The following is a 23,707-nucleotide window of genomic DNA, read 5'->3' on the forward strand; positions in this document are numbered from 1 at the left end:
TCTCCCGCTCTTCTTGGTCAGCATTCCCTTGCGCCTTTCGGCGACGCGGGGTCTGACCGCAGAACGCTCAAGCGTTTAGCGGTGAGAGTATGTCAAGCGCCTTTACCCAAATGAACAACGATTCTGCATTTCCCCTTAAGCAATATTTAATGAGATAATGGCCATCTATGGAGATAAATTAAAGGGGTTATCCAATGACAGTCATTGAAAAAATATCAGCCCGCGACCTGTTTCGGAAGGCTTACGAAAATCGCTACACTTGGGATAGTAATTTCCCAGGCTATAGTGCTGATATCACTTACAAGCGCAATGAAGAAATATTTTCCGGTAAAGTCCACATCACCCCTGATCTGAAGGGAGAGATAACGGGAATTGAAGATACAGCCGCGAAAAAAGCCATTGAAGGTCAAGTGTGGGAAATCACCATTCACCGTATTCGTCGCGGTTTTGAAGATACTCATGGAAACAATACCTTCTCCTATGGGGAAACCGATGCAGATGGAAGCATTGAGATTTTAATGGGAGGAAAAGCAGAGGGCGATCGCTATAAACTCCACAATAATGAGGTGAGCATGGTTCACCGTAATATTCATGGAACAGTTGTCACCATTAATACCTTCAGCAGTCACGATACGGGAGAAGGCTATCTTTCTCATCGCTATGATTCTGTCTATCACGACCCCAAAACTGGGGAACAAAAAGGCGGTGTGAGTAACTTTGAAGACGAATACGAAAAAGTTGGCGGTTACTCTATCTTAAATCGTCGTTTGATTAGCACTGAAGTGAAAGGAGAAACACAAACCCAAGAATTTCTCTTCTCCAATCTCAAATTATTAGCTTAAATTATCAGCAAAAAAATTCCCGAGTCTATGACTCGGGAACAAAAAAATTTCAGAAAAACAGCAGAACTTAATAAACTTCCACGTGCCAGCGATGAGCTTTTTTCAACTCCTTGCGCTTTGCATCCCAGTCCATACCCAGTTTTTCTGCTTCTTGAGTGAAAGTTTCCGCGATCGGCGGTTCCATCCCTTTCAATCCACACATATAAACGTGAGTATTGGGTTTTTGAATCATGTCGAAGATTTCTCCCGCATATTCACTCACCCGGCTTTGCACGTACATTTTGCTACCATCCTCACATTTTTGTTCGCGACTAATAGCATAAGTTAGGCGGAAATTATCGGGATATTCTGCGGCCAGCGCTTCCAACTCCTCTTTGTAGAGAATATTCGCCGTATAGGGAATACCGAAAATTAGCCAAGCCAACCCCTTAAACTTATAATCTTCGTGTTGTTCCTTAAACATCCGCCATAAGAAGGCTCGGAAAGGAGCAATACCCGTCCCCGTTGCCAGCATGATAATTGTTGCATCCTCATCATCGGGTAAGAGCATCTCCTTGCCCACAGGCCCCGTAATGGCGACATCGGCACCGGTGTCTAAGTTACACAAATAACTCGAGCAAACCCCATAAATGGTTTCTCCTGTTTCTGGGTGCTTGTACTCCAATTCGCGCACGCACAACGAGACAGTTTTATCGTCAATATCATCCCCGTGGCGAGTCGAAGCAATAGAATAAAGGCGCAATTTATGCGCTTTCCCCTTCTCATCGGTTCCCGGTGGAATAATGCCAATACTTTGACCTTCCAAATAGCGCAGATCGCCTCCAGAAATGTCAAATTTGAGGTGACGAACTGTTCCCGTTCCCCCTTCGCGAACCAATTCTGTGTTTTCTACACACTTGCCAATATAGGGGTTTTTGGGTTTGTAGAGGTTGATAGGAATATCAACTTTTGCTTTAGTTTGAGTCATAGATTTATGATTGGGCGTTGCAGGTGCAGTTTCGGCAATCACTTTAGCTCCTGTTAAGGTTTCAGAAGTTAAAGGCTTGATACTGAGAATTTTGCCTCCCAGTCGATTAATGCGCCGCATTTCTTCTTGCATTCGGTCGTAGGTTACGGTAATAAAAACCGTTCCACTAGTGCGAACGGAGTAACTCGGTCGATTGTCCGAGGCCAGACCTTCGACTTCATAAACAAATTTGCGGCTTCGAGATTCGTACATTCGATTCAATATCTCCCAACTTCGCGATCGAAACTATATATTGCATGGTCAAAAAACTCTGTCCTCAAAAAAGAAGCAAGGGTTTTTTGCCGATAATATTCAGCCTAGCATTGCAAGAACCTCGTACAATAGCTTGGGGCTTCAGGGGCCGATCGCGATCGCCTCTGAGTTCAGATCCGGGGAGTACCTCGTCGCAATGAACAAACCAAATGTCTCAGCTTATTTGGGGACATTCACCCCCAAAATAATCTCTTTGAAAGCAGAATATTGTTAAGATGGCATCTTTTTTACTTTTTCTTTAACAAAAATGCCCGCGCTACCTTAGCATAAGAACTGGGTAAGCTGTCTGCATTCCTGTTTGACCTTATGGAGACTCTCCTGTTGAGGTTCCAGGTTCGGCTTGCTTAATCCTGTTAAAAAATTGTTTTGTATTAGAGGGAAGGTATGATCGCACAATCGGATCGTGTGGTTCTCATAGGAGTCGCCGGAGACTCGGGATGCGGGAAATCAACCTTTTTGCGCCGTTTGACCGATTTATTTGGCGAAGAGTTTATGACGGTCATCTGTTTGGATGACTATCACAGTCTCGATCGCAAAGGCAGAAAAACGGCGGGGGTAACGGCTTTAAATCCCAAAGCCAATAATTTTGATTTGATGTACGAGCAAATCAAAGCCCTTAAAGAAGGAAAGGCTATTGATAAACCCATTTACAATCATGAGACGGGTGAACTTGACCCTCCAGAGCGCATTGAACCCAATAAAGTGATCGTGATTGAAGGCTTGCATCCTCTCTACGACGAACGGGTTCGCGGGTTGATTGATTTTGGGGTTTATCTCGATATTAGTGATGAGGTAAAGATTAACTGGAAGATCCAGAGAGATATGGCAGAGCGGGGTCATACCTACGAAGACGTTCTCGCTTCGATCAATGCCAGAAAACCTGATTTTAAAGACTATATTGAGCCGCAGAAAGAATATGCCGATGTGGTTATTCAAGTTTTACCCACCAAGTTAATCGACGATAAGGAAAGTAAATACCTGCGCGTTCGCTTGGTTCAAAAAGAGGGAATTGCTAATTTTGAGCCAGTATATCTGTTTGATGAAGGTTCCACCATTGATTGGCGGCCTTGCGGGCGTAAGTTGACCTGTACTTATCCTGGGATTAAAATGTACTATGGTCCCGATAGTTTTATGGGGCATGAAGTCTCTCTCCTAGAGGTAGACGGTCAGTTTGATAATCTTGAGGAGATGATTTACGTTGAAAGTCATTTGAGCAGTACTTCAACTCGCTACTATGGGGAAATGACTGAATTGTTACTCAAACATAAGGATTATCCAGGTTCTAACAACGGTACTGGGCTTTTCCAAGTGTTGGTTGGGTTAAAAATGCGGGAAGCCTACGAACGCTTAACTCGTCCCGAAGTGGAAAACAAGGTTGCTGCAACGGCAAAGGTGTAGTACAAAAGCTCAGTAGTGAGGTAAAAGATGCTCGTAAAAGATGCTCGTAAAAGATGCTCGTAAAAGATGCTGATTGAGTTCTAATTGAGGCGCATATCGATCGCGCCTCAGTTTTTTTGAGTTGTTTTTGGGTTGGTAATCGGTAAAATAATTTGAGAATTTGGGTCGGTTACTATGAGAATTTGGGCGTTTGGTTTTATCTTATTCTTTGGGAGTGTCGAATTTTATCAATGGTTGAAAGCAATGGAAATTCCTTTACCTGTTTATATTGGCATGGGCGTTTTATTGGCGATCGCCTCTAATGCTAGGCGATCGCCTCCCTATTTGGAGTCTAATGCCGATCCTTTGGCAAAACCAACTATTCCTAAACCTGTTTCTCAAGAGATACCTAATACACAGCAAACTCGAGATTCAATCTCGTTTAAAATCGATCCCTAAACTTCTAAATAACTAGCAACTCGGGTTAACTAGCTATTTTGAATAATAATGTGGCGATCGCGATCGATTTGAATGCAGCCCGATCTTTGTAACTTGCCCAACAATCGCGTTACAGTGACCCGAGTCGTGCCAATAGCATTAGCAAGATTTTGATGGGTGAAGCGCACTTGCAAGCGGCTTCCCGCTTCTGTGACTTGTCCCAGATCTGCATCAAGAAGGGACAGTAAGCGGGTGAGGCGATCTTCAACGCGACGATATCCGGCGATCGCCAAAATTGCTTCAGTTTGTCGCAGTCGTCGAGTCACGCTATCGGAAACTGTCTGAGTCAAGAAAGGAGAGTTTTCTATTTCCTGGAGGGGAAACCAGCGCAAATAAACATCTGATAGTGCTTTTGCTTCATAAAACTCCAAACGAGTTAACCAAAGACCGAAAAATGTTGCTGGAGTTGCCCATCCTAATATGACTTCTTCGCCACTGGCATGAGCAGTACTCACTTGTACTAAACCGCGATACACTTGCCAAACCCCCCCTTCATCTAAGGGAATATTTTCGCCTCGATGATAGAGATGTAAGCGCCGATTTTCTGGGGATTCTTCTTGGGAGAGGAGATCGATGGGTTGAGGAGTCAGCAGCATAATATCTCTTTCGCAAATTAAAAGTTAAAGATTAAAAGTTAAACAATTTTTATGCCTTCTCATCCCAAGATAAATCTTGAAGGTAAACGGAAGGTAAAGAAATGATAATTTCTAGATGGCATCCTGTAAAGAAAATTAATAATTATTCTTCACGAACAAAATGGGGAGATTGCGCGATCGCCCGGAAAGATTGTCGCGTTTCGAGGCAGGAGAATTTTTGCTGTAGGTCTTGCCAAGCCTGCCATTTTTGCTGACGAATTTCTTGCAGGTGTTGGGCAAGGTGAGGTAGTTTGGTCTGGAAGGACTTGGCAAAAAAGCGATTGAGAAATTCTTTCAACACAAAGCTATCTTGAAGATCGCCGAGAATACTTTGCACCGTTTTGATTTGCTTGAGATATGTCTCGTATTCTCCACCATAAAACTGCTCGAACAGTTCCATTTGATAGCGGGTGCGTTTGGCGGATTTTCGCAAACTGTGGAGCTTTTTTTCCTGCTGCACCAAAATGTTACAGATTGTATCAGGAGCGCTATCTTGGACTGAAGGAATTTCCCCGCCAGCGCCGACTCCAACCCACCATCCAGAATGCAGGAGAAGTTGACTAAATTGCGGCAGCAGTAAATCCGGTAAAATCAGTTCCATGGGAAGGCAAGCCAGAGAGGAATAGTGCGGCTTTTCCAGCCAAGATGTAAAGCCCTTCTTCAAGTGGAGGTAGGTTTTCCCCTTTAAAGTCTTTTTCACCGCTTTAAAGGCTTTTTTGCGGTCTTTGGCTAACCTTTTCAGGAGGCGATCGAGTTTCTGGCGTTCTGCTTTGGGTAACTGGGGACGATATTCTGTTTTCAGGGTGGCCTCGAGTACGTCAATATCTCGTAACTTTCCCAATACCTTCGCCACTCGTCCCACGGTTTTTTCTGTGGCGATCGCAGGCAAGGATAGAACGGGGGCAAAACCAACTAATGCCGTTCGCAAATGGCGCATACTCACCCTCATCTGATGGAGTTCTTCCGGATCGCGATCGGCTAGAACTCCCGCTTCGTAGGAGATCGTTTTGCCATAGTTTTCGGCGATCGCAATATAGGCCAAATTAGCAAAAGTCATGGTTTTGGCTTCTTTGCCCCAAGCTGCATTTTTCTTCATATCACCCCACAAAAAATAAGTTGCAGCAGATACCGCCATTTTGCCGGAAAAACCGAATGACTGCCAATATCAGCAGCAAGTCAAAAATGAATATTAAACAAAGACTTTCAATTATGCCCTCAAATCAATATTATACTTCATAAGTAAATCATCCCACGATACTAGGTGTAAGATGCACGTTAAAAAATTGAGCCTGCTTGTGACAGTATTCACGCTATTGCTTGGAGCGATCGCGACAGAAACGGCTCGAGCCGAGTCTACAGTTGAATCCTTTAACGAGCCTATCCTGCTGGCACAAAGAACTGCTCCTCGCGAACCCAGAGTTAGGGGAGTGGTTAAGAGCGTTGTCGGAACCCAGGTTCTCGTCGAACTCGATCGCGCCCAAGAACCTTTTCTTTGGGTTGGCGTTCCTCAAGCGCAACTGGGATCGCTAAACTTGATGGGAGGGACTCCGGTTTTCTTGGAAGGCAACAAAATTGTCTCTTTGGCTCCTCATAGTCTCCCAGTTCCTCCCCGTTCTAATAATTTTAGTAGCCGCATTCAATCCCTTTGGTCTGACTACGAAAGTTCTCTCGATCGCAGTTCCAGTCCTTCCACGGTTTCTTTGCCTTTCGACTCGACTCCTGCAACAATCCCTAGTCCTGCAACAACACCGATTCCAATTCAAGGATTGTGGTAGTTTTGGGAAAAAATTAGGGTTGTAATACTCCAACTCGTTATTATGAAAAAAATGAGGCTGCACTCTCGAAGTAAAGCCTCATTTTTTGTGCTTATGATAATCAAAACCCTACAAAAAAAGTGATTTTTCAGCTAGACTTATTAGCAGAACAAAACTTAGAACTTTAAAGCACAACTGGTAAAATGGTGAAACACAAACGATTAAAGATATTGCACTCTATTTTATTTATTTTTTGTGTTTGTTTTTTAGCGATCTCTTGTAGTGCAATCTCAGATAACATCGACAAAAAAGTAGTATTAAGTATTGGTGTCGATCCAGCTTTTCCTCCTTTTGCAATGCAAGAGAATGAAAATCGAGTTATTGGATTTGAGATCGAGTTGATGCAGGTGATCGCTGACAAAAATGACATGAAAGTTGAGTGGAAAAATATTCCTTTTAATCAGTTAATTTCCACTCTAAAAAAAGGACAGATTCAGGCAATTATGAGCAGTATGAAAATTACGCCTAATCGCTCTGAAATTGTTGCTTTTTCTCGTCCCTATTTCCATTCCGGTCTGGCGATCACTATCCGAGATGGAGATAAAAAGATCAAGGGATTGCAGGATCTTAAAAATAAAACAATTGCTGTCCAAATTGGCACAGAAGGAGCCAGAGAAGCAGAGAAAATATTAGGTGCAAAAGTCAGTAAGTTTTCTTCTATTGCCATTGCTTTATACCAATTAAAAAATGGAAATATTGATGCAGTTCTTAACGATGTGGCTCTAACATTACACGCAATTAAAATTGGCAATTTAGATGGATTAAAAGTGATTGATGAATTATTAACTCAGGAATATTATGGTATTGCACTGCCAAAAGATTCAGAATATCTAGAGCCAATCAACGATATTTTAGAAGAACTAATCATCGATCAAACCTATGAAAATCTTTATCGTCAGTGGTTTAATAGCGAACCTCTTACTCTCCCCAAAATCGCTGCTAATCTAGAATAAATTAAAGTCTATCTTCCAATACGATCGCGTTTTCTCCCTCTTTCCTAAGAGACTGGCGATCGCGCTGGAAGTTGGCGATCGTACTCCAACACCATCCCCCAACAAAGGGCAACCATAAAAATAATCGTGCCGATTCATTCATCCACCAATCATAGATTCCTAATGCGGCACGGTATTGTAAAATAAAATAAATAAATACTGTCATGCTAATCAGTTTTGTCCCTAAATTACGACTTGCTACGGCAAAAGGAACGAGCCAACTAAAATACCAAGCATGAATGATAGGAGAAAAGATAAATAATATAAAAAAGTATGTTTCTGTAAAGTTACGAAAACTTTTAATTCTCCACAGCATAATCAGCCCGATCGCCAAGAGAGGAAGCGCTAAACTGGAATTATCTGTCAAAGGAAAGCCCCATTTTTGCAAAAAATAAGGCAGGAAATCTGCACTACGACCATGAATCACAAAATCTGAATTACCAGCACTATAGGGCAAAATAGGACAGCGATCGCCAAAACAAAAAGGAATTCCAGCGATTATTAAAGGGAGAAAACCGCAAGCCAAAACCGCGATCGCTTTTTGAATTCCTTCTCGTTTCAATGCCTGCCAGAGAAGAAAGCCTAAAATTGGCAGAGAAGTCCATTTAATGGCAATACTAACCCCTAATAAAAGTGCCGTACCGAGATAATTTTTATTGTTTGCATTCGCGTCAAATAACAACCACGCCGCCACTAAAGGTAAAATAAACCAACTATCATAATGTCCGCCTCCTGCAAAAGAATATAAAATCAAAGGATTCCAAGCATAGACAATAGTTTGAACATAACCAAATTTTCGACTGAGTAACCCACAAATCAATAAATCTGAGATAATAAAACTGAACTTAAAGAGAATAACACTGGGAGAAATACTCGCTAAAATCCGAAAACCAAATTGAGTAATGGGAGGATAAATTGCCGAGAAATGTTTTAAGTTAATCAGTTCCCACCAATCAGTACGATAGGGAATTAATTCTGCGGCTTCCGGTGGGAGATCGTAAGGACTAAAACCAAGATTTTGTAGATATCCCTCCCATAAATAGCGCCAAATATCATCTCCTGGATACATAAACAGTAAAAGCAAACGCAAGGCGATCGCAACTCCCCAAAACCAGGTAGCTTTTAGCGATCGCAGTCTCCAAGACAAGACAAACCCGACACTCATCACCGCAATTCCCCCCCAAAATTTTGGCACGGCTTCAACTTGCCGAAAATCGCCATAAGGAAGGATAAAAATAGTTCCGATCGCCAGCAATAATACACTCGCCCAAAGGAAAATAAAGTGTGGAGGAGTAAAACGTTTTAAGTTGCGTTGAAAATATAAATTTCCCAAGGTACTGAGAATAATTGTTCCTGCTTGCAAACTCCCCGCGATCGTCCCAGAAATCTTCGATCGCCCCCCTTGTCTGGGATAATAATGAACGGGAATCTCACAAATATGTAATTGCTGTTCTACTGCCTTCACCTGCATTTCCACGGTCCAACCAAAGCCCCGATCCTGCATTTTTAGGGCTTCTAAGGCAGATCGACGCATCAAGCGCAAGGGACCCAAATCTTGATAAGAATAGCCCCAACCCAGTTGAATTAAAAATGTTGCTAGTCGATTGCCGAAGCGCTGCACAGAAGTGAGGTTTTCTCGTCCCTGTGCCGTCGCCCCCCGATCGCCGAGGATGAAATCATGGCGATCGCATCGGGCAAAAAATTGCGGGAGTTGCGCGATCGCGTCGCTACCATCTCCATCGCAAAACAAAATCCACTCAATCTCGGGGGGGATATCCTGTAACCCTCGCCAACAGGCACATCCATACCCCGATATGGGTTCGTAAATCACTTCAGCCCCTGTAGATTGGGCGATCGCGGCACTGCGATCGCGACTGCCATTATCCACCACGCGAATGCGACTCAAGCCGATCGCCTGCAAATCCTCAATAACTGCCGCGATCGTGGCTTCTTCGTTGCAGACGGGGATAATGACCAAAATCTTGTTTAATGGGGGCATTTGGGCATCTATTGGCGCATCTGGATCGGTTTTGTTTGGGGGAAGCGAGGAGAAATCGGATACACTAGCGGCCATGGTTGAAAAAGACTCTAGGATGGCGATCGCTTCACAATTTAACGCAATTCCCTGAATTCTCTCTGAGAGTCAATTTAATTAAAATTGGTTTTTGTATGATTAGACACGCAAAAAGTCAATCTTTTGTAATAAAACGTTATAAAGTTCCCGTTTAACGCGAGAACCTATTCTGATTGAGGAGTGAATTATGACAACCAACACCCCAGATAATTGTCAAACTTGTCCAATTTGTCGTGTTAAGATTGCCCATGATGACAAAGTATATTTTTCTTCTGGCCAACCCGGAACCCGCGCCCGTCTTTACGCCCGAGTCTGTCAGTATGCTAAAAAAGCTGGCTGTATTAACCAAAATAAAGAGGCGATCGGTACACTCACGAAATCTGACGGTTTTAGTACGGGAGAAGAAATCAAGAAAATGCTCAAAGCAAGTTAATTAGTAACTATAATCAGGTCTAGGGTTGACAAAATCTACGATTTATGTATCCTGTAAGGGCGTTGTATACAACGCCCTTAAAAATGTCTTTAAATTGTTACTCTCTTCGTGAGTCTAATCATTTTTTCTCGTGTTATTTAACTCTTACATCTTCATCTTTTGTTTTCTACCGATCGCCGCGATCGGTTTTTTCGCACTCTCTCGTTTCCATTTGCAAAAAATTGCTTTCCTTTGGCTTGCTTTTACCTCTTTATTTTTTTATGGCTATTGGAATGTTTCCTATTTACCACTTTTTATCATTTCAATTAGCATTAATTATACTCTAGGAAAAACAATAGAAAGAGTTCAGAATTCCCGATTTTTTCTGGTCTTGGGGATTATATTCAATTTAGGATTATTGGGATATTTTAAGTATAGCCAATTTTTTCTCGATTCTTTTCATCAAGTCTTTAATTTTCAAGTTCCTGCAGTTAATATTATTTTACCTTTAGCGATTTCTTTTTACAGCTTTACCCAAATTGCCTATCTAGTGGATGCGTATCGAGGTCAAACTAAAGTTCACCACTATAATCTTTTATCTTATAGTTTATTTATTTCTTTTTTTCCTCAACTCATTGCTGGTCCAATTCTACGTTATAACGAACTGGTACCGCAGTTTCAAAAATCGCAACTTTTTATATTGTCTCAGAAAAACATCGCGATGGGACTGACTCTGTTTATTTTAGGATTGTCTAAAAAAGTGGCGATCGCAGATAATTTGTCACCTTGGGTTGCTAATATTTTTCAGAATCCTAATGACATTACAATTCTAGAAGCATGGCTTGGTTCTTTAGCTTATACTTTACAACTTTATTTTGACTTCTCCGGTTATTCAGACATGGCAATTGGTTTAGGTTGGTTGTTTAATATTCACTTACCGATTAACTTTAATTCTCCTTATAAAGCCATCTCTATTATTGATTTTTGGCGACGTTGGCATATTACTTTATCTCATTTTTTGCGCGATTATCTTTATATTCCTCTCGGGGGAAATCGTCTCGGAAAAATTAGACAATATCTTAATTTGATGATTACAATGTTACTAGGAGGATTATGGCACGGTGCAGGTTGGACTTTTATTATTTGGGGAGGACTACATGGCTCTTTATTAGTAATTAATAATATTTGGAGAAGTTCTCAATGGCAATTTTCTAGAATTTTAGGCTGGTTGTTAACATTTTTCACAGTTGTTTTAAGTTGGGTTATTTTTCGGGCTTCAAATCTAAAAGATGCCATAGAAATTATCCAAACTATGTTAGGAATTAATCCTATAACATTACCAAATTCTTATCAAACCATTTTCGAGTTTATCTTTCCTTTTACCTCTTTTCAATATCAAGGATGGAGTCAATTTTCCCACTTCCCAGATATTGGCTTTCAAAAAAGTATTTTAGTGATATTTTGCTTGATTTTAGGGGTTGTATTTTTACCGAATACGCAAGAAATAATGGAACGTTTTAAACCAACTTTACCAGTAGCTTTTTGTATAGGTTTATTAGCTACTTTTTGTCTAATTTCTCTCAATCAGGTTTCTGAATTTCTTTATTTTCAGTTTTAACAATGAACAGAAGATATTTTTACTATCTCCAAATTCTCGCTATATTTATTAGCTTGCAGTCTTTGATAATTGTAGGATTTAATCTCCTTGTCGATCCTTATGGAATCTTCCAATTGATAACCCTAGAAAATTTTAATCAAGAAAAGCCAAGTAAAATCAAAAATCCTCGACTGTTTAAAGCGATCGACATTATTAATTTAAAACCTAAAACTATTTTACTGGGTTCATCGCGAACAGATTTAGGATTAGACCCCAATTATCCTTTATTAAAAGCCTATCCTCCTATCTATAACTTAGGCATTCTGGGAGTTAATTCAGAAGAATTAAGATATTATTTTGAACACGCTCTTGTTAATCAAGATAACATACAAAGAGTTATTATCGGTCTCGATTTTTTTATGTTCAATACAAACAGAGACAATAAACCCGGTTTTAAGCAAAACCGTTTGCTAAAAAAACACTTGATTATATCCGATTTTGTTGACTTTACTTTATCTACTAATGCTTTAAATGAAAGTTTTCAGACCATTTCTTTCAATCAAAGTCCCGATCGCCTAAGTCCCTATTTTTTAAATGGGATGTCTGATACTGCTTATTTTTTGAAATATGTTTTCAAAAACACTTCAATAACAAAAGAATTCGATCGCTCTTTAACTCGCTTTTTAAGCGATCCGACACTTTACGGTAACTATACATTATCTCCCGAAAGATTGGAAGATATGCAAAAAATTATCCGAGTTTGTCAAGAAAAAAAGATAGAATGTATTACTTTTATTTCTCCTGCTCACGCTTTACAATGGGAAGCTATTCAAGTCGCTGGACTTTGGCCGGAGTTTGAAGAATGGAAGCAAGATTTAGTTCGTATTACACCTGTTTGGGATTTTTCTGGCTATAACAATATTACCACAGAACAGATCGATAATAAAATGAAAAATTATCTGGATAGTTCTCACTACACCAAAAAAGTTGGAGATTTAGTTTTACAGCGTATTTTACAAGGGAATGAAACTAATACATCTAATGATTTTGGGGTGCTAATTTCGCCGACTAATATAGAATCTCATCTTGTGAATCTGCGAAAAGAGCAAGAAACCTGGACAGCCAAAAATCCCGATCTAGTGGAATATGTCCAACAAATTAAAAGAAAAGTTGAAGCGAAAAGGTTGAGGGAAGAAATGGAGTAACCAAACTCGAGCAAAGCGATCGCCTAGCAAAATATATCCTTCTGCGGTTAAGTGTACATTATCTTCCTGACGAGGTAAATCGAGAGTATCAAATACTGCTGTATGCGGTGTATTTTGGGCAACTCTAAGTTGAGCATTTCTGACGCGATCGCCATAAGGAAAACTACCTCTGGTGGTAATTTGTGCGCTGGTAAGGGGAATTTTACCCAGAATAAAGGGAAGATGAGAATTGTCTAATTCTCGGCGAATTCCATCGATAAAGTGCCTTAAATTAGCCTCGTAACTTTCACCCCCAATGCGATCGCGAGCATCTGATTCTCCTTGCATCCAGAAAAAACCAGCAATTTGTGTATTATACCCCAATTCTTGCAAGTCAAAAATAGATTGCTTGAATCGTGCGATCGCATTATTATAAAGAGATGCACCGACTTTCCATTCTTCCCTTAAATTCGTTCCATCACGAGCATATTTAACCAGTGCAACTTGCTCTCCCAGAACTTTATGGAGTCGCAAACCAAGGGAAACTTCGGGACCGCAAGCAAACTTTTCTTGCTTTCCCATTCCACTAAAAGGTAAAGGCTCTGTAGGAGGGTCTAGTTCAGTCCAAATATTATTTTCAGTGTACCATAATACATCTTCTTGCGTCTTTTTGAATTCCTCAGAAATCTGGCTACAATCAGAAGTTGCACCAACCATATTAGATTGTCCAGCTAGGATAAAAACTTTAATCTTTGGTTGATTAAAATTTTGGGCTTGCGATCGCATTGACGGAGACAATACTGCAAAAGCAAAAGCTGAAATTAGCAAAATACTGCAAAAGAGAAATATTTTTTTCATCTCTTTTCTTATTACCTGTTTATTTAAGTAGCTTTTTGGCAAACAAGAGCAATACGACGACAATTTTTATCATCGGTTAATAACAAATTATTACGATAATAATTGTATAGCTTTTGTAAGAGTATTTCATGATTTAAAATGAAGAAACGATTGTATAAAACACGCTGCATCAGTCTCAAAGGACGAGAAGTTTTATGATTGAGGTAGTTGGCCTCTTTGATCGTAAAAAATGGACTTAAAACATTTTCCAAAGCATCTAAATCGAAATGTTGATAATGTTTATCTTCGACTTTAATGTTTTTGCTAGGGACAGTGAGGAGAAAATAACCATTATCTTTGAGATAATGAGATGCACCCTGTAAAAAATTCGCGATCGCACTAGGCTCAATATGCTCTAATGTTTCAATTAAAGTAATAATATCAAACTTAAAATCAAATAAATTTTCTTCACTAATATCCCCACATCTCCATTCAATATTAGGATTCATGATCCTTGCAAAATCGATTGCACGTTGCGAGTAATCTAGTCCAATGACCTGTTTTCCAGAACTTTTTTTAGTTAGTTCCCTGAGAAAGCGGCCATCTCCACAACCGAGATCGAGTAAAGATTCAAAGCCAATTTTCTCTGCTTTCTCTAAAATAAAATAGAGATAGGAAATATATTCGTAACCCCAAGATAATGATTGTGTCTGGGAAAAATGAACACCGTCCCATCTGGGAATATAATGATAGGGGTATTCGTATTCATTCTCTTGGATGATTTGGCGATCGCTTAAAGAATTCGTGCTTGTCATAATCTGTATCCTTCCTGTTTTTCCAGCATAGCCTATTTTTTGTCCAACCATGCCCAAAATTTCGATTATTATCCCTGTCTACAATGGGGAAAAGACAATTCGAGAAACAATTGACTCGGTTTTCGCTCAAACTTTTCAAGACTGGGAACTCATTATCAGTAATGATGGGTCTAGCGATCGCACTTTAGAAATTGTTACAGCTATCTCCGATCCCCGCATTCGCATTATTTCTGATGTTAATGCGGGTCTTTCCGAGAGTCGCAACCGAGGAATAAAGATGGCGATCGGTGCATATATTTCTTTTTTAGATGCTGACGATCTTTGGTCTCCTGATAAGTTAGAAGCACAACTACAAGCATTAGAAAACAATCCCGAAGCAGCAGTTGCTTATAGTTGGACAGATTATATTGACGATCGCGGAAATTGGGTGCGATCGGGTTTGCATTTGAGTCCCCAAGGAAATGTTTTATCCGAATTATTCCTTCATAATTTCCTTGAAAATGGCTCTAATCTTTTGGTCCGTCGAGAAGCGATCGATCGCATCGGTTATTTTGAAACTTCTTTAACTTCTGTACAAGATTGGGATTTTTATTTACGACTAGCCGATCGCTATCACTTTGTCCCCGTGTCGCGATCGCAGATTTTTTATCGTATTTCCGATACTTCTTTTTCGACTAACTTACAACGTCATCACTCCCAAAGTTTGTTAGTTATAGAACTGGCTTTAAAGCGCAATCCAGAATTACTTCAACCTCTTAAAAATAAAAGTTTATCTCTTCTTTATAAATACTTAGCCTGCAAAGTTTTTTCAACTTCAGCTAATCGAAAAAATGGCAGATTATCGCTTTATTTTAGCTGGCAATATTTCCGTTATGAATCCTTGAAATTTTCAGGAATTAAATTGTTTTTTATTCTTTTCATTAAGGGCATATTTCTCACAGTTTTGGGTAATGAGAATTTAGACAAAAATAATTAAAAGAGTTTTTTAACGGGTTTGAGCTTTTGGTTAAGATAATAGAAAAAACCAGCAATGCGACTAATATAAATTTGCAGTTCACATTGAGAAATTATATTATCTTGTTGTAATTGTTCTCGGTATTTAATTTTATACTTTAGTGCATTATAAAGATTTCCGAAGACCGTTTTAAAAGCGATCGCAGGTTTCTCCCAATTTTTAGCTACAATCATTTTTAAAGGAAATAGAGGTAAACAAGACCCATGAATGAGAGCAAGTAAATACTCTTTTTCTAAACGTTTAGCGGGAATTTTATGATCCAAGTGCATATTAGGATTATACCAAATTTCCCAGCCTTGTTTGTACATATATAAAAGCACTTCTGCATCTTCTCCGCTTAACATTGAATTACCCACTCGACCAACAAAACTTGAAGATTGAGAGAAACAATCTTGCCAAACTTTTCGACGTACAACCAAGCCTGCACCAGGAGGTAAACTAATCACTTCAGGTCGATATTGATTAGGTATTTCACCTCTTTCTCTAATTGCAAAAAAACCGATAATTTTGTCAATATTTAGAGGAGGATCGACCTCAAAATCTGCATGAATTTGTCCACCATAAGCACCAGATCGAGGATGTTCTCGAGCAAATTGGACTGCATGATATACCCAATCTAAAGCAGGAATATTATCATCATCTAAAAATCCAATTAAGTCTCCTTTTGCTTCTTTAATTGCCCGTTCTCGCGCAAAAGCTAATCCTTGTTGAGCCTCAAAAAAATATTCCAAGGAAACTAAATTTTCCCAGTCTTTTTGATACTGCTGCACAATTTTTCCAGTTTCATCACGACTGTTATTATCAATAATGATAACTTCCCAAGTTATTCCTTCTGTTTTAATTTGATTGCGTAAACGGTCTAAAACCAAAGGGAGACGATTTGCTCCATTATAGGTAGGAATTGCGATTGTAATATCCATAATATATTTCGGATCGATCGATTCCCGATCTATTAAATATTTACCTTATTTTTGAGCAACAATCCAAGTCACAATCGGCCAATCCTTGCGATTTTTCATGGCTAACTTATGGAGGGGATGCCAAGATGATTCTGGGATAGGTTCAAATCTCAAACCAATAGATTCGATCGCCCAAATATATTTATTGCCCCAGCCATCGACATCAATTATTTTTGAGAACTTATGGCATAGTAAATTTAACGCATCTGGAGTAAATCGCCAGAAATCTCCAGGTTCTTTATGAATGGGATTGATAAAACAAGTCGTATGAATGGCAATTCCTCCAGGCTTTAAAATACGATAACTCTCATCGATCGCAATTTGTGGGTTGCCTTCAATATGCTCTAAAACTTGATCGCTACAGACAAAATCAAACTCATTATCTGCAAACGGTAAAGCTAAAATATTATATTCAGGATAATTAGCTTCGACAATTTGTGCCGTCTCAAAATTTAAGATTTCACAAAATCCTCGAGAATTACCGATCGCCAGAATTTTGCCCTCTCGCTTCAGCCCTGCGGTAACGTTTTGCAGGTGCTTGTACATATAGAATCGAGTAATATGCGCTCCGCGTTTTTGTCCGAGGGAGGAAATTTTAACAAACCCCCGTAGCATTGATTTTAGAGTCTCAGAGAGTACATTCATAAAAATGATTTAAAGAACGCCAACACCTCGATCATCTTAACAGAAGGCGATCGCGCCTCTCCTTGCTTTGACCCTTGAAGGCGATCGCAATTCAATAATATTTTGCCCCCTGGCCCCCCAAAATTGGGGGAAAGTCCCCCAAATTCCAGACAAATAACCCGTAATATCCGCGATCGCTTTCCTTGGGCAAATGGGTACTCTAGGGACAAGTAGGCGTGGATATTGCCTCGGCTGCTGCAAAAGAGAATATTTTTTGCTTTCTGAGAGAAAAAATTATTTTATTATGCGGAAATCTCTAAAATGGCGTTGAAGTCACTCCCACCCATTGCTATATAAACGAGCAAGGGTAGGAAAGCAACTACTGTTAAGTACATCCCCTTAGCGTATTTTTCCGGAGAAATCCCCAAACATCCTCGCAAAAAGAACTTTATTCGAGTGCAAAATTGCGGACTTTACGGTTGACAAGGGAATCAGTCCATCCCCCAGCCTAAAAAGTGAGCTATATTTTTTGAAATTATTTAGATATTACCAGTCTTATTTGATTCTTCCTCTTTCTCAGTTCCTTGTGTTAATTGTGTCTACAAGTCGCCATGTCAATTCTCAAACGAATCGTTAAAAGTTTTCAAGTTCTACTGCAAGAACTTCTGTTATTACCTCTCAGATTAAACCGTTGGCTGAGTCGGCAGTTTTTGCGTTCTCCTCGTAATGCCTCTCAAGCTGGTTTTATCCTGCCCACGGTAGTGATGGTGATTTTAGTAGTAACACTATTAACAACCACTATTGTCGTTCGTTCCTTCGATCGCGCTAAAAATGCCAGCAACGTGCGAGTAAACCAAGTGGTGCTTAACGCGGCACTCCCGGCGATCGAACGGGCGAAAAAGAAAATTGATGCTGTTTTTGCCGATCCGACTCTCCCCCAAGGAACCCCAGCAGATACGGCACTCCTCAACGCTTTTAACGATTCGCAATATGATTTGGGAGATGAAGTTCGCTTGCGACTGGCGGCAGATATTGACAGTAGTAATTCTATTGAAACAAAATACGATAACCCTAATGCCAGCGTCAGCCCGACACGAGATGAAGTCATGACGACTGCATGGCGCTTTCCCGTTGATACTGATAACAATGGGAAATTTGATAGTTTTACTCTTTATGGTATTTACTTTCGATCCCCCAGTAGTGGGGACGATCGCCCCAGGTCTGAAATTGAAGCGAGAACCCCCCCCCAAGATGACAGCGCCACGAGTCAGGCTTGTGCCGTAGCTTTAGGGACTAGCGCCAGTTTAACCGGGTCAGATGGCTGGTATAAGGTCGGTGGCAAACTGAAAAAAGGTTTTTATGTTTATACCTTAACGGTTCCGATTGTGGAATTAACGGGTAATATTTTGCCCGGTGGTGGAGATTATAGTGCCGCAGGTTTATATGAAGTTTATGCGGGTAATCGAGGTTTTAGCGCGATCGAATATCAGCAAGATCGCAGCCGCATTCCTCTCGGTAATAATGCCGTTGTTTATGAAGATGACTTAGAAATCTTTGTCGGTTCTACCCAATTAAACCTGAATGGCCGCATCATTGCCAATAGTAACTTTCACTCAGGACGAGGAAGCAATGGTACGATTGGTTTGTATCAGGTTAGCAGCGATGAATCCTGCTTTTACGAAACTGAAAACGGCAAGATTTTTGTCGGGGGTAATGTTTCCAATGGGATTGTCGGTAGCACTGATAGTTGGAATGATATTAATGTCGATCTTTATACAGAGGGAGCCAATCCTGGCTCTCAAAGAATTAATAACACGGAAAAATCCACCAATCAGAATGCGAGTTTAGTCGCTTACAATACCCAAGCATACGAGGAGCGCATTGCGCTATTAGTTCAGGCGGCGATCTCTCTGGTAGGAACGCCTCCCGAAGCGGTGACAGATGAAGTTAATAATCGTTTGGCTGAACCGGGTAACACGAAAACGCAAGCTGAATTGCTTGAAGAAGAATATCAAACATGGTTCAGGCAAAGAACCCGCCGAGTTCCTTTTTCTGAAGTTCCTTTTGGAGATCCGGGAATAGGCAATAGAACAGTCGGTAATGTCCTCACAGATAACAATACTGATTTTCTCCGTCCTATCGACGAATGGCACTATCCCGTTAACAAGAATAATGGGAGAACCAGTACAATTTCTGGTTTGACGTTGAAATTGGATAAACTCAACGCAACTAATCCCGATGAACTGGGCGCTTCAGAGTTACTCCTCGGCGATCGCGTTTTGGTGGGCAATAACTTACCGGAAAAATGGTTCGATCCGACTACAGGTAGTTTTGCCACAGAGGAAAGCCAACAATTAATCAATGGCGAAAACTGGACGGGAAGCAACGCACAACGCTATCGCCAAACTCGTATTAGCGCCCTCGCCGATCTTGGAGATATCAGCCGAGATGGATTCTGGGAAGAAGCGGCGGCGAAACTCCCCGAAAATACTTTAGATGGTTATGGAGGGCTACGGGTTGTGACGGGGGCGGGGATATATTTACCTTTGGATATTAGTCTAGGGCAAATCGGTAACTTAAACCTCACTAATCCCATTAATAACACCGTTTCTCGCGTGATTTGGCCGGATACGATGCCCGTGATTCCTTATACAGCTACGAAAAGTAACTACAACAGCCCAACAGCGACTATCCCTAACCCTTACCCTTACCCAGATTGGTTGAAAAATGCAGAAGATTTTAATCAGGATGATGCGGAAAGTACCAATCACCCAGATTTCCTTGAAGATGAAAGCGGCAATCCCCGTCCTTTCCTAAGAATGCGGGCGACGGCGGTTTATCACTATACCAAAGATGACGATAGTAATGAAGATACTCCCGCCCCTCCTATTGCTTGTATCAGTAGTTTCTACGACCCCACCGATAGTACAACGGCACAAAATCGAAGCGGACTGCCGAGTATTAGTGGTAATTTAGCTTGGGAAAATCCCATAGGTTTGACTACTCGAGCAACTGTGATAGGTAGTAACCCAAATTCAAATAATGGGATTACTTATAATCCCCCCCTAAGTATTAACACGGGTTTGGCAAGCAATACCATTCTGCGCTATCAAGCGGAATTAGTTTATCCGAATGGACGTTTGGTGAATCCGCAACTCGCGCAAGCCTTAATCAAGTTGGCTGGTGGTGGAATTAGCAATCTTTCCAACTCCGATCGCGCTGCTATTGATTCCGCGCTTTGTGCCTTGCAGATTTTAGCCAATGAGCCTAGCATCAGCGTCCCCGGATTTGGGGCAATCTCACCCTCAACGAGTCTATCGGGGGGTTATACCATCCCTCATGGCACGATTCAAGAGGTCGCTTTCCTCGACGGTCGGGAAATTAAAGCCATTGAAGGAAATGCCAATACTTGCGGCTTTACCCGAGGCAGCAGTTGCCTCGATCCAGATAACAGTTACGATCGCCAGCCGTCCAGTACTGGACGCTCTGCGGATACAACTAATTTTCCTAATAGTGTCGAATATCGCATCTCTCAATATGACCTGGCGATAGAAATGCGCCAACCTTTAGAAGTTCGCGCAACGGCGATCGATCTCGATATCTTGCGACGACAAACAACACCAGCATCAACGAATGGACCCGATCCAGAATATCTCTTTCCTGATAGTGGTGTAATCTATGCCTCGCGAGATGATGCCTTACCCGATGCCAGCGATCGCCCTGCCGATCCGCAGCAAGCGGGATATACAACGCTTTACAACCAAGAACTTGACAAGTTTGAGAAAGTCAGTGCGACGGACTTCTGGCTCGATCCCACCCGCCGCCCGAATGGAATTATGCTCATTAATGGCAGTTCCCTCGGTCGTAACAATAATAACGATTTCCGAGAAGAAGAAAAGGGCTTAATTTTTGTTTCCAATAACCCGTTGTATATCAGGGCTGGAGATCCGGATGATGGTACGCCAGGATTTAACCTGCACACCGGGGGAAGTGGCCAAGAATTTGACGAGCAATTAACTGAAAATTGGAGTAATTTCTACACTCGGTCTGCTGGGGCAAACGGTAATGGTTTCAATGATAATTTTGCCTGTCGGACCAACGACGATCGCCTTCCACCCGACAAATGTTTGACTGGCGATCAATGGCGACAAGCAACAATTTTGTCAGATACCATCACATTACTAACCCATGATTTCCGCTTCGGTTTCCGCAGCGATGGAGATTTCGATCTGCGAAATAACCAAACTGATAACCTTTTCCGGAATATCACCACCAGTACCCTCAATCCCGATCCAGCGAATACCAATATCCTTGTTAAATCCAGTCAAGATATCGACAAAGCTCGTCGCGAGAATGGTTTTTGGGATAATACTTTCGTCACCAATGGACTATCGAGCAATAATACAACGGCTTTTGGGACAACGACGGGATATACCGATGCCAGCTACGCGAATACTGGTGATGCTTTAGGTAGTTCTTATTTCAATAACGGCGTACTGCCCATTCAGCGACGGAAAAATGCACCGGAATATGTAATGGAAATCTGTCGGAAATTGCCTGTTTCTGAATGTACGCCTAGTGATTGGGTCGTGGGTTACGATGCCAATAGCAGTGGCACTATCAGTTCAAGTCAATTCGTACAGGAAAGCGCGATCGGTATCGATTTGAATGGTAATGGGAATACAACCGATAACAATTATCCAGAAACCAAAATAACGTCGGAACAATTGCTGAAAATTCCTGCTGTTAATCGTACTCTCATTGGTGCAGGCACAACGGTTCTTGCCCCAATCCAAAATTTAGATGAATCCGATCAGCACTATCCCCGTCGAGTTGCCTTTAAACGGCAATATGGAAATTTGGTTTTAGATAATAACAAAAGACCAATTCCCTTGGGAATTGTGGGTAGCAATGTAGCAGAAGCACCCTATACCGGAACAACACCAACTTCAGCAAATGATTCTCTTTGGTTTGCTGGAACAAATAATACTGGATCGCCTTGGACATTAGGAAGTCAAACCTATACCAGCAATAATGATAAGTTGTTTTACTCTAATCCAACTCCGACTGTAGGAACAAAGGATGCTTATGTTGCTGGCTATTTCGACGAGCGCGATGACTGGTTATTACCCGATATCGATTTCTTTATCGATACAACAACTGACCAAGGCGATATTGCCAATAACCTAAATCATTCCAGCTACAAAACAAATTATCTAAACGGGACACTTGCAAATTTAGTCGATACAAATCCTAATGCTTCTGTCGATCGCTCTGTTTGTATTAATGGAGCGAATGGAGGTCAATCTCAAGATGCACAACCCACTTCTATCAGTGGTGGTGGGTGTAACGTCAATACAGCAATAGACAGGTTTCTCGATACGGGTGTGTATGCTGTATCCGATACCCTAAATGCAGATGGTACTACAGTCTCAGGGCTTCCTTTAGGAGACCCATCTCGAACTCATAAAACATTTGCAGATACCACGTTAACAGATGGAGATCCTTTAAGAACTGTTGAAGTGTATACCTATACTTTTGCTAACGTTTCCGTGGCTGTTGGCACAGCATCCCCTGGAACATCAGTAAATTTTAACTATCTTGGTGATTCATCAACTCCGGTGACTCTGACTCTCAATGGCAATTCAGACACCATGTTTATATTCCGACCCGATTCGTCTACTTTGAACGATCCGATACTTTTTGAGAATGTCAGTCTAGTTCTCAATGGAGTTAATCCAAATAATATCTTTTGGGTGGTCAATGAGGGAGGAATAGTTTTCGCTGGAAACAATTCCTTAGCTGGGAATTTTCTCAGTCGCGATAGTGGAACAAATAATCAAGTCATGTTCGACACGGCTGGAGTTATTCCAGTAGGTAGCGGTGTGAGAACGCAAACAACAATTAATGGTGGTCGTTTCCTCGGTTTCAACGGTACGGGAGGAACAGTTGGTGGCGAGACTCTCGCAGATTTTAACACCTCGGCGGGGGGTTCAGCACTAACATTCAACGCCATCACCACCTCTCACCAACCCCTCCTCGTCCCCGTCCTACAACTGAGCATTCCTCAACGAACGACTTCATCCCCCATCCGCTACGGAGAAAACCCCCGACGGAATGAACTTGTTGTTTCTAACTGGTTGCAGCAAGCAAGAGATACCAGTGCGAGTCCGGAAGATGGCACATTTAACTTCGTTATGGCAACAGGAGACAGTCCTTCCCGCTATCGTTCCGGTAATCCACTGGTTCTCGAGTCGAATGGTTCCTTCGGTAATCTCACGCGATTTCTGGAAAACTGGTATAACCAAAACCTAATCACCATTTTCGGTTCCTTCATCCAACTCAAACGCAGTACCTATGCAACTGCCCCCTATTGGCAACTCCTGCACGAGAATGCAAATTTCTCGATCCAGAATAATTCCGGCAGCTTCTTTGGCTATCCCCAAATCTACAGCCTGAACTCCAGGCGGAATAGCATTTACGAACCACCGACTCGGAATTGGGGTTTTGATGTCGGTATTCTTTCTCAACTGCCTGACCTCTTCTCCCAACGCTTTACCCTGCCTCCCACAGACGATCCCAACGAATACTATCGCGAGGTCAGCCGCGACGATGATTGGATTCAAAACCTACTCTGTGGCACCTTCAGCAATACCAACGGCCAGAAAATCGGAGGAAAACAACCCGTCAACACTAATTATCGCCCGAGTAGCTGCCCAGAAAATCCCTAAGTTTGCCCGATCGCCATTCCCT

General features: G+C 41.4%; 19 protein-coding genes. 10 read left to right on the plus strand and 9 right to left on the minus strand.

Annotated elements, in window-relative coordinates; genetic code table 11:
• Window positions 1–194 precede the first annotated feature (194 nt).
• Complete coding sequence (locus tag JUI58_RS22215) at window positions 195–842, plus strand: DUF3386 domain-containing protein (RefSeq protein WP_204106030.1); 648 nt, start codon at window positions 195–197, stop codon at window positions 840–842.
• Window positions 843–909: 67 nt separating this feature from the next.
• On the opposite strand, the gene petH is transcribed toward JUI58_RS22215, so the two are convergent.
• A complete protein-coding gene (gene petH, locus JUI58_RS22220) occupies window positions 910–2,061 on the minus strand; it encodes a ferredoxin--NADP reductase (protein ID WP_204106031.1) in 1,152 nt (383 codons plus the stop codon).
• Between the two features lie 444 nt (window positions 2,062–2,505).
• Here petH and JUI58_RS22225 point away from each other — a divergent pair, with 444 nt between their 5' ends.
• Together JUI58_RS22225 and JUI58_RS22230 are read left to right on the plus strand one after the other, a co-directional pair.
• On the plus strand, window positions 2,506–3,519 hold the full coding sequence (locus JUI58_RS22225; RefSeq protein WP_204106032.1) for a phosphoribulokinase: 1,014 nt from the start codon (window positions 2,506–2,508) through the stop codon (window positions 3,517–3,519).
• A 174-nt stretch (window positions 3,520–3,693) separates the two neighbouring features.
• Complete coding sequence (locus JUI58_RS22230) at window positions 3,694–3,957, plus strand: hypothetical protein (RefSeq protein ID WP_204106033.1); 264 nt, start codon at window positions 3,694–3,696, stop codon at window positions 3,955–3,957.
• Between the two features lie 29 nt (window positions 3,958–3,986).
• Here JUI58_RS22230 and JUI58_RS22235 read toward each other — a convergent pair whose 3' ends face one another.
• Together JUI58_RS22235 and JUI58_RS22240 are read right to left on the minus strand one after the other, a co-directional pair.
• Window positions 3,987–4,592, minus strand: a complete 606-nt coding sequence (locus JUI58_RS22235; protein WP_204106034.1) for a Crp/Fnr family transcriptional regulator — start codon at window positions 4,590–4,592, stop codon at window positions 3,987–3,989.
• Between the two features lie 142 nt (window positions 4,593–4,734).
• Window positions 4,735–5,766, minus strand: coding sequence for a CHAD domain-containing protein (locus JUI58_RS22240; protein WP_204106035.1), 1,032 nt, complete (start codon window positions 5,764–5,766; stop codon window positions 4,735–4,737).
• Window positions 5,767–5,899: 133 nt separating this feature from the next.
• Between JUI58_RS22240 and JUI58_RS22245 the strand changes: the two genes are divergently transcribed.
• Both JUI58_RS22245 and JUI58_RS22250 read left to right on the plus strand, forming a co-directional pair.
• Window positions 5,900–6,406, plus strand: coding sequence for a hypothetical protein (locus JUI58_RS22245; RefSeq protein ID WP_204106036.1), 507 nt, complete (start codon window positions 5,900–5,902; stop codon window positions 6,404–6,406).
• A 209-nt stretch (window positions 6,407–6,615) separates the two neighbouring features.
• Window positions 6,616–7,398: a basic amino acid ABC transporter substrate-binding protein gene (locus JUI58_RS22250; protein ID WP_204106037.1), complete on the plus strand. Its 783-nt coding sequence runs from the start codon at window positions 6,616–6,618 to the stop codon at window positions 7,396–7,398.
• Window position 7,399: 1 nt separating this feature from the next.
• Here JUI58_RS22250 and JUI58_RS22255 read toward each other — a convergent pair whose 3' ends face one another.
• Window positions 7,400–9,511 (minus strand): glycosyltransferase family 2 protein, encoded by a 2,112-nt coding sequence (locus tag JUI58_RS22255; protein WP_204106038.1) that lies wholly within the window; start codon window positions 9,509–9,511, stop codon window positions 7,400–7,402.
• A gap of 187 nt (window positions 9,512–9,698) precedes the next feature.
• Here JUI58_RS22255 and JUI58_RS22260 point away from each other — a divergent pair, with 187 nt between their 5' ends.
• From JUI58_RS22260 to JUI58_RS22270, 3 genes are all read left to right on the plus strand, one after another.
• A complete protein-coding gene (locus JUI58_RS22260; protein ID WP_204106039.1) occupies window positions 9,699–9,944 on the plus strand; it encodes a hypothetical protein in 246 nt (81 codons plus the stop codon).
• 130 nt (window positions 9,945–10,074) lie between these two features.
• Complete coding sequence (locus JUI58_RS22265; protein ID WP_204106040.1) at window positions 10,075–11,541, plus strand: MBOAT family O-acyltransferase; 1,467 nt, start codon at window positions 10,075–10,077, stop codon at window positions 11,539–11,541.
• Between the two features lie 2 nt (window positions 11,542–11,543).
• Window positions 11,544–12,725: a hypothetical protein gene (locus tag JUI58_RS22270; RefSeq protein ID WP_204106041.1), complete on the plus strand. Its 1,182-nt coding sequence runs from the start codon at window positions 11,544–11,546 to the stop codon at window positions 12,723–12,725.
• On the opposite strand, the gene JUI58_RS22275 is transcribed toward JUI58_RS22270, so the two are convergent.
• A complete protein-coding gene (locus JUI58_RS22275; protein WP_204106042.1) occupies window positions 12,657–13,562 on the minus strand; it encodes a sialate O-acetylesterase in 906 nt (301 codons plus the stop codon). The two genes, JUI58_RS22270 and JUI58_RS22275, sit on opposite strands and share 69 nt — an antisense overlap.
• Before the next feature lie 23 nt (window positions 13,563–13,585).
• The gene (locus tag JUI58_RS22280; protein ID WP_204106043.1) at window positions 13,586–14,407 is read right to left on the minus strand and encodes a class I SAM-dependent methyltransferase; all 822 of its coding nucleotides are present in this window, start codon (window positions 14,405–14,407) and stop codon (window positions 13,586–13,588) included.
• On the opposite strand from JUI58_RS22280, the gene JUI58_RS22285 reads away from it, so the two are divergent.
• Window positions 14,406–15,332, plus strand: coding sequence for a glycosyltransferase (locus JUI58_RS22285; protein ID WP_204106044.1), 927 nt, complete (start codon window positions 14,406–14,408; stop codon window positions 15,330–15,332). The genes JUI58_RS22280 and JUI58_RS22285 overlap by 2 nt on opposite strands.
• On the opposite strand, the gene hpsE is transcribed toward JUI58_RS22285, so the two are convergent.
• Genes hpsE through JUI58_RS22300 form a run of 3 tightly spaced genes read right to left on the minus strand, consistent with a single transcriptional unit; the run spans window position 15,329 to window position 17,184 of the window.
• On the minus strand, window positions 15,329–16,291 hold the full coding sequence (gene hpsE / locus JUI58_RS22290; RefSeq protein WP_204106045.1) for a hormogonium polysaccharide biosynthesis glycosyltransferase HpsE: 963 nt from the start codon (window positions 16,289–16,291) through the stop codon (window positions 15,329–15,331). The genes JUI58_RS22285 and hpsE overlap by 4 nt on opposite strands.
• Window positions 16,292–16,336: 45 nt before the next feature.
• Window positions 16,337–16,975 (minus strand): class I SAM-dependent methyltransferase, encoded by a 639-nt coding sequence (locus JUI58_RS22295; protein WP_204106046.1) that lies wholly within the window; start codon window positions 16,973–16,975, stop codon window positions 16,337–16,339.
• Entirely contained in the window at window positions 16,972–17,184 is a 213-nt protein-coding gene (locus JUI58_RS22300; protein ID WP_204106047.1) for a hypothetical protein, read from the minus strand. Before JUI58_RS22300 ends, JUI58_RS22295 begins: the two co-directional genes overlap by 4 nt.
• Window positions 17,185–17,565: 381 nt before the next feature.
• On the opposite strand from JUI58_RS22300, the gene hpsA reads away from it, so the two are divergent.
• Window positions 17,566–23,685, plus strand: coding sequence for a hormogonium polysaccharide biosynthesis protein HpsA (gene hpsA / locus JUI58_RS22305; protein ID WP_204106048.1), 6,120 nt, complete (start codon window positions 17,566–17,568; stop codon window positions 23,683–23,685).
• Window positions 23,686–23,707: the final 22 nt, after the last annotated feature.

It is taken from the genome of Spirulina sp. CCY15215 (genome assembly GCF_016888125.1).
Classification (GTDB): domain Bacteria; phylum Cyanobacteriota; class Cyanobacteriia; order Cyanobacteriales; family Spirulinaceae; genus CCY15215.

Coding starts and splice junctions, on each gene's coding strand:
- JUI58_RS22245 (WP_204106036.1), top strand. CDS start 5,900: ATGCACGTTAAAAAATTGAGCCTGCTTGTGACAGTATTCACGCTATTG.
- JUI58_RS22280 (WP_204106043.1), bottom strand. CDS start 14,407: ATGGTTGGACAAAAAATAGGCTATGCTGGAAAAACAGGAAGGATACAG.
- hpsA (WP_204106048.1), top strand. CDS start 17,566: ATGTCAATTCTCAAACGAATCGTTAAAAGTTTTCAAGTTCTACTGCAA.
- JUI58_RS22270 (WP_204106041.1), top strand. CDS start 11,544: ATGAACAGAAGATATTTTTACTATCTCCAAATTCTCGCTATATTTATT.
- hpsE (WP_204106045.1), bottom strand. CDS start 16,291: ATGGATATTACAATCGCAATTCCTACCTATAATGGAGCAAATCGTCTC.
- JUI58_RS22275 (WP_204106042.1), bottom strand. CDS start 13,562: ATGAAAAAAATATTTCTCTTTTGCAGTATTTTGCTAATTTCAGCTTTT.
- JUI58_RS22240 (WP_204106035.1), bottom strand. CDS start 5,766: ATGGCGGTATCTGCTGCAACTTATTTTTTGTGGGGTGATATGAAGAAA.
- JUI58_RS22230 (WP_204106033.1), top strand. CDS start 3,694: ATGAGAATTTGGGCGTTTGGTTTTATCTTATTCTTTGGGAGTGTCGAA.
- JUI58_RS22285 (WP_204106044.1), top strand. CDS start 14,406: ATGCCCAAAATTTCGATTATTATCCCTGTCTACAATGGGGAAAAGACA.
- JUI58_RS22225 (WP_204106032.1), top strand. CDS start 2,506: ATGATCGCACAATCGGATCGTGTGGTTCTCATAGGAGTCGCCGGAGAC.
- JUI58_RS22255 (WP_204106038.1), bottom strand. CDS start 9,511: ATGGCCGCTAGTGTATCCGATTTCTCCTCGCTTCCCCCAAACAAAACC.
- JUI58_RS22215 (WP_204106030.1), top strand. CDS start 195: ATGACAGTCATTGAAAAAATATCAGCCCGCGACCTGTTTCGGAAGGCT.
- petH (WP_204106031.1), bottom strand. CDS start 2,061: ATGTACGAATCTCGAAGCCGCAAATTTGTTTATGAAGTCGAAGGTCTG.
- JUI58_RS22235 (WP_204106034.1), bottom strand. CDS start 4,592: ATGCTGCTGACTCCTCAACCCATCGATCTCCTCTCCCAAGAAGAATCC.
- JUI58_RS22295 (WP_204106046.1), bottom strand. CDS start 16,975: ATGAATGTACTCTCTGAGACTCTAAAATCAATGCTACGGGGGTTTGTT.
- JUI58_RS22260 (WP_204106039.1), top strand. CDS start 9,699: ATGACAACCAACACCCCAGATAATTGTCAAACTTGTCCAATTTGTCGT.